We start from the raw sequence: 4,718 nt of genomic DNA, 5'->3' as shown, positions 1-4,718 counted from the left end.
GGCCCGTGCCCGGCGCCACCGCAGGACCAATGCCGACCGCCTGGACCTCGCCGTATCCCTGCTGACCGATCCGGTGTTCGACGCGTTCGTGACCGGTTCATCGCCGTTCACCGAATTGCCCGACATAGTTCAAGGCCTCGCTGACGGCACCTTGGACGCGCTGTGCCACGTCATCGAATACCCGCAGGGTAAAGACCCGCAGGGTCAAGACCCGCAAGCTGAAGCCCCGCAAGATCAAGACGCGCACGATCAACACGCCCAGGACCCCGCCCGCGAAGAGCAGAGGTAACCCATTGTTCAGCCTGACCGTCCGCCGCCACTTCATGATCGCCCACAGCCTTCCGCGGGAGGCTTTCGGCCCCGCCCAGGCCCTTCACGGGGCCACCTTCGTCGCGGAGGTGGCTTTCCGCCGTCGGACGCTCAATAACGACGCCATCGTGCTGGACATCGGTGCCGCCGGCACCATCATCGAGGAGGTGCTGGCGGGCTTGAACTACCGGAACCTGGACGAACACCCGGACTTCGACGGGAAGCTCAGCACGACCGAGGCGCTTGCGGAGTACGTCGCCCAGTCGGTTGCCGGCAAGATCAAAGACACCGATGACGGCCGCGAACTTGCGGGTATCGATGTCACCCTGCGCGAAAATCCGGATGCCTGGGCTACCTACTCGCTGGACCTCTCCGCCGCCTGACCCATGCGCCCCATCCGGCTCCTGGTACCTGCCAATATCCGGCACAACCCAGGTGGCAACGTTTACAACGCGCGCCTGGTACATGCTCTGCGCACCCTGATCGCGATGGGTGCCCCGGACGAACTGGAATCAGCAGCCAAAGCACGGCAGGAGACCTGGGTGCTGGTGCACATGCCGGCCCCGTCGCGGCAGGAGCTGGAGGCGCGGGCTTTACGTGCGGCATCTGGAGTGATCTGTACCAGCAGTTGGGCGGCTGCCATCCTCGAAGCCCGCCACGGCCTTGGCGGGCTCCGGGTGGCCCTGCCCGGTAGGGAGCCTGCACCGGTGGCCAAAGGATCCAATCCGCCGCACCTCATCACTGTTCGGCATGGTGGTCACAGAATCACTCGCCCACGGTATTCCCGTGGTGGTCCGCCAAGGAACAGGGGCCGTCGAAGCCCTGAGTTTCGCTGCACCTGAGTGGAGTCTGGAACGGGGGGCGGTCAACTTCCCGGGACTGCCGTCACCATTCCGTCCGACGCTGATCCGGGAAACCCCGCCCTGCTGGCCGAGGTCCTGCGACGCTGGCTGCAGGACGGCACAACCAGGGACGCTTGGCGGGAGCGGCACGTGAAACGAGGAACCGCTTGCCGGGGTGGGAACAGACAGCTGCGCACGTGCTCGACGTCCTTCGCGGCTAAAGTTCAGGCACAGATCAGTACAGAGAAAAGCACCCAAGCACCTACAGCCGCGGACGGTGCCCCACAAAGAAGTTACGCAGCAGCTCGCCGCATTCGGCTTCACGGACACCCGCGTAAACCTCGACCCAGTGGTTAAGCCGACGCTCGCGCAGCACGTCGAATACGGATCCCGCCGCGCCGGCCTTCTCGTCCCAGGCGCCAAAGACCACGCGGGGAATACGAGCCAGAACGATCGCACCGGCACACATCGCGCACGGTTCCAGGGTCACCACCAGCGTGCAGTCAGCCAGCCGCCAACCATCTCCGCTCCCGCCGCTTGCCGCTGAAAGCTCCTGCAAGCGCGCTGCCGCCTCCCGAATGGCAACCACTTCGGCATGCGCCGTGGGGTCTCCCAGTTCCTCCCGCTGGTTCCGGCCGGACCCCAGCACGCCGCCGTCAGGGCCTATCACCACGGCGCCGATCGGCACGTCCTCCGTGGCAAGGGCACGGCGGGCCTCCGCGAGCGCGAGGCCCATCCAGGCGGCGTGTTTGCTATCTGCGGAGACCATGGCTCAATGATAGTTTCGAAGGTACCCAGAGACCGTGACGCACATCCGCAGGGAGGCGCAATGAGCACAGTCCGAGACCGCGTGGACAAGTGGATCAAGCCTTATGCCGCCCTGTGGCTGACCATGATCATCGGCGGTGCGCTGGTGATCACGATGGCCCTGCTGGGAGCCGAGGTGTACTCGGACGTGGTGGACGAGGAGGGGCTGGCAAGCCTTGATATCCCTGCACTGGAATATTCCCAATCGCTGCGGAACCCGGAAGTGGACGCCTTTGCCACAGCTTTCACCAACGTGGGCGGCGGGATCGGCATGCCGGTCCTCGCGAGCATCCTCACGGCCTGGCTGACCCTCCTGAGCCGGACCTGGCGCCCCATCGTCCTGGTGGGCGGCGCAGCCCTTGTTTCCACCACGGCCACCACCCTTGGCAAGCGCCTCGTGGGCAGGACCCGCCCGGACCACTCCGAAGCCGTACCGCCCTTCGAGACATCACCATCGTTCCCGAGCGGCCACACCCTCAATACAACAGTGGTTATAGGCGTCCTGGTGTACATCATGTGCCTTCAGTTCCGGATGCTCTGGGCAAGAATCACTGCCATCACCACCGGGGCAATCTTCATCATCGCCATGGGCCTCAGCAGGGTATTCCTGGGGCATCACTGGATGACGGACGTGATGGCCGGGTGGTTCCTCGGGTTGGCATGGGTGTCCATGGTGATCCTGGCCCATCGGATGTTCCACCTGATCCGGAGGCGGGAACAGGCCGGCCCGGCACCCACCTTCGAGCACCCGGTCCTCCGGGAGGACCACAGCGGGGATTCGCTGCCAAGCAGCGCGGGCACCTTCAGCGCGGGCACCTCCGAAAGGGCCGACGGCGGCACGTCGCGTCGGACCGGCGGCACCTCCGAAAGGGCCGACGGCGGGACCTTACGCCGGAGCGACGGCGGCTCCTCGCGGACGGGCGCGGGAGGCTGACGCCAGGGGAGGGCCAGCGGCCGGGTGATAGTTTTGACCCATGCGCACTCTCGTTGTGGACCACCCGCTGGTCGCCCATAAGCTCACCGTCCTGCGGGACAAAAACACCTCGTCCCCGGTCTTCCGACAGCTGACGGAGGAGCTGGTGACCCTCCTCGCTTACGAGGCCACCCGCGAGGTCCGCACCGAACCCGTCACCATCGAGACGCCGGTCAGCACCACTGTGGGTACGGCGTTCACCAAGCCCACTCCGCTGGTGGTCCCTATCCTCCGCGCCGGCCTGGGCATGCTCGAAGGCATGACCAAACTCGTCCCCACCGCTGAAGTCGGGTTCCTGGGCATGGCCCGGGACGAGGAAACCCTGGATATCATCACCTACGCAGAGCGCCTCCCCGAAAACCTCACGGACCGGCAGATTTTCGTTCTTGATCCCATGCTCGCAACCGGCGGGACCCTGAGCGAGGCCATCAAATTCCTCTTCAAGCGCGGCGCTTCAGACGTAACCTGCATCTGCCTCCTGGCTGCCCCGGAAGGCTTGGCCAAGCTGGAGGAGGAACTCTCCGGCGCCAATGTGACCATTGTTTTGGCATCGATCGACGAAAAGCTCAACGAGAAGTCGTACATCGTGCCCGGACTGGGGGACGCAGGGGACCGTCTTTACGGCATCGCGGGGTAGTCATCAAGCCTTTTCCGTTCCGCTGCCCGCCGTTAGCCTGTGCGGATGGACTGGAAACTGGAACTCGTGTACGTCCCTGTGTCCGACGTGGACCGCGCCAAGGACTTTTACGTCAACAAAGTAGGCTTCAATGCCGACGTTGATGAGCGGCCAACGGACTCCATCCGCTTTGTCCAGCTGACGCCTCCCGGCTCCGCCTGCTCAATCTGCATCGGCGACGGGCTCACCGACGCACCTGCCGGCACCGGCTCCAACCTTCAACTGGTGGTCAGCGACATTGAGGTTGCGCACCAGCACCTCAAAAGCAACGGGGTGGACGTCAGCGATGTGGACGTGCAGGACTGGGGCCACTTTGTGTACTTCGCCGATCCCGACGGCAACAGGTGGGCCGTCCAGTACATCCCCGGCCGCGAATCCTGATGTTGTCGGGACCGGGGGTTAATTCTTCCCGGCTTTAAGGTCCTCCACCGCTTTGGCAATCCGTCCCGACCGGGCCTCGGGAGTTTTGGCTTCGCCCAGCGGCTCCAGATACCGCCGCTGGACGCTGGAGCTCCCCGTGGATAGTTACCACCACAGGTTGCTTTTAGTACCAGTTATTCGACAGGTGAAAGTTCAGCGCACCACACGGGGACTGGTAACGCTCCTGGATGTAGTTCAGGCCCCAGTTGATCTGCGTGCGGTAGTTGGTGAGGTAATCGGCACCGGCGCTGGCCATCTTCTCCGCCGGCAGGGACTGGACAATGCCGTACGCGCCGCTGCTCGGGTTGGTTGCAGTGGTGGTCCAGTCCGACTCCTTGGTCCACAGCGTCTTCAGGCACTGCATCTGGTCAGGAGCCCACCCGTAGTTCCCCAGCTGGCCGGCAGCGTAAGCCTGTGCGCCGGCGGGATCGTTGACCGCGACGACGGGTGCAGGCTCAGGCGCGGGGGCGGGAGCAGGTGCTGGAGCGGGCTCCGGAGCGGGTGCGGGTGCGGGTTCGGGAGCCGGCGCCGGGGCGGGCTCGGCAGCCTGCGGGGCTACAGCTACCTCCGGGGCGGCGGCCTCAGGCGCGGGATTAGAGGTAATCTCGCTCTTCTCGATGCTGAGGTTCGACTGCGCCTGGGCGGCCTGCGTCTCAGTGGCCGCAACGCGCATGCTGGTTTCTGTAGCCTG

The 4,718-nt window shown here is 65.0% G+C and carries 6 protein-coding genes and 2 pseudogenes; 5 read left to right on the top strand and 3 right to left on the bottom strand.

Features of this window, described 5'->3' with window-relative positions; genetic code table 11:
• Both AC5RWX_RS30440 and AC5RWX_RS30435 read left to right on the top strand, forming a co-directional pair.
• Positions 1-289, top strand: a pseudogene (locus AC5RWX_RS30440) (dehydrogenase); the annotation flags it as partial.
• Between the two features lie 4 nt (positions 290-293).
• The gene (locus AC5RWX_RS30435) at positions 294-692 is read left to right on the top strand and encodes a 6-pyruvoyl trahydropterin synthase family protein (RefSeq protein WP_494099940.1); all 399 of its coding nucleotides are present in this window, start codon (positions 294-296) and stop codon (positions 690-692) included.
• A gap of 721 nt (positions 693-1,413) precedes the next feature.
• On the opposite strand, the gene AC5RWX_RS30430 is transcribed toward AC5RWX_RS30435, so the two are convergent.
• On the bottom strand, positions 1,414-1,920 hold the full coding sequence (locus AC5RWX_RS30430; protein ID WP_494099939.1) for a nucleoside deaminase: 507 nt from the start codon (positions 1,918-1,920) through the stop codon (positions 1,414-1,416).
• Between the two features lie 60 nt (positions 1,921-1,980).
• Between AC5RWX_RS30430 and AC5RWX_RS30425 the strand changes: the two genes are divergently transcribed.
• From AC5RWX_RS30425 to AC5RWX_RS30415, 3 genes are read left to right on the top strand one after another with little or no spacing between them, the layout of a single operon-like run.
• Entirely contained in the window at positions 1,981-2,892 is a 912-nt protein-coding gene (locus AC5RWX_RS30425) for a phosphatase PAP2 family protein (protein ID WP_494099938.1), read from the top strand.
• Between the two features lie 40 nt (positions 2,893-2,932).
• Positions 2,933-3,568, top strand: a complete 636-nt coding sequence (upp, locus tag AC5RWX_RS30420) for a uracil phosphoribosyltransferase (RefSeq protein ID WP_494099937.1) — start codon at positions 2,933-2,935, stop codon at positions 3,566-3,568.
• Positions 3,569-3,613: 45 nt separating this feature from the next.
• Positions 3,614-3,988 carry a VOC family protein gene (locus AC5RWX_RS30415; protein WP_494099936.1) on the top strand — a complete coding sequence of 125 codons (375 nt, stop codon included), beginning with the start codon at positions 3,614-3,616 and terminating at the stop codon, positions 3,986-3,988.
• An 18-nt stretch (positions 3,989-4,006) separates the two neighbouring features.
• Here AC5RWX_RS30415 and AC5RWX_RS30410 read toward each other — a convergent pair.
• Positions 4,007-4,108, bottom strand: a pseudogene (locus AC5RWX_RS30410) (YdeI/OmpD-associated family protein); the annotation flags it as partial.
• A 43-nt stretch (positions 4,109-4,151) separates the two neighbouring features.
• Positions 4,152-4,718, bottom strand: a 567-nt coding sequence (locus AC5RWX_RS30405) for an aggregation-promoting factor C-terminal-like domain-containing protein (RefSeq protein WP_494099935.1), incomplete at its 5' end; no start/stop codon positions are given.

The organism is Arthrobacter sp. SPT-J7 (genome assembly GCF_059089965.1).
This window is presented reverse-complemented; position numbering and strand designations above follow the sequence as displayed.

Bases quoted from the DNA above. Each gene is read 5' to 3' on its own strand.
- AC5RWX_RS30430 (WP_494099939.1), bottom strand. From the start codon at position 1,920: ATGGTCTCCGCAGATAGCAAACACGCCGCCTGGATGGGCCTCGCGCTC.
- AC5RWX_RS30425 (WP_494099938.1), top strand. From the start codon at position 1,981: ATGAGCACAGTCCGAGACCGCGTGGACAAGTGGATCAAGCCTTATGCC.
- upp (WP_494099937.1), top strand. From the start codon at position 2,933: ATGCGCACTCTCGTTGTGGACCACCCGCTGGTCGCCCATAAGCTCACC.
- AC5RWX_RS30415 (WP_494099936.1), top strand. From the start codon at position 3,614: ATGGACTGGAAACTGGAACTCGTGTACGTCCCTGTGTCCGACGTGGAC.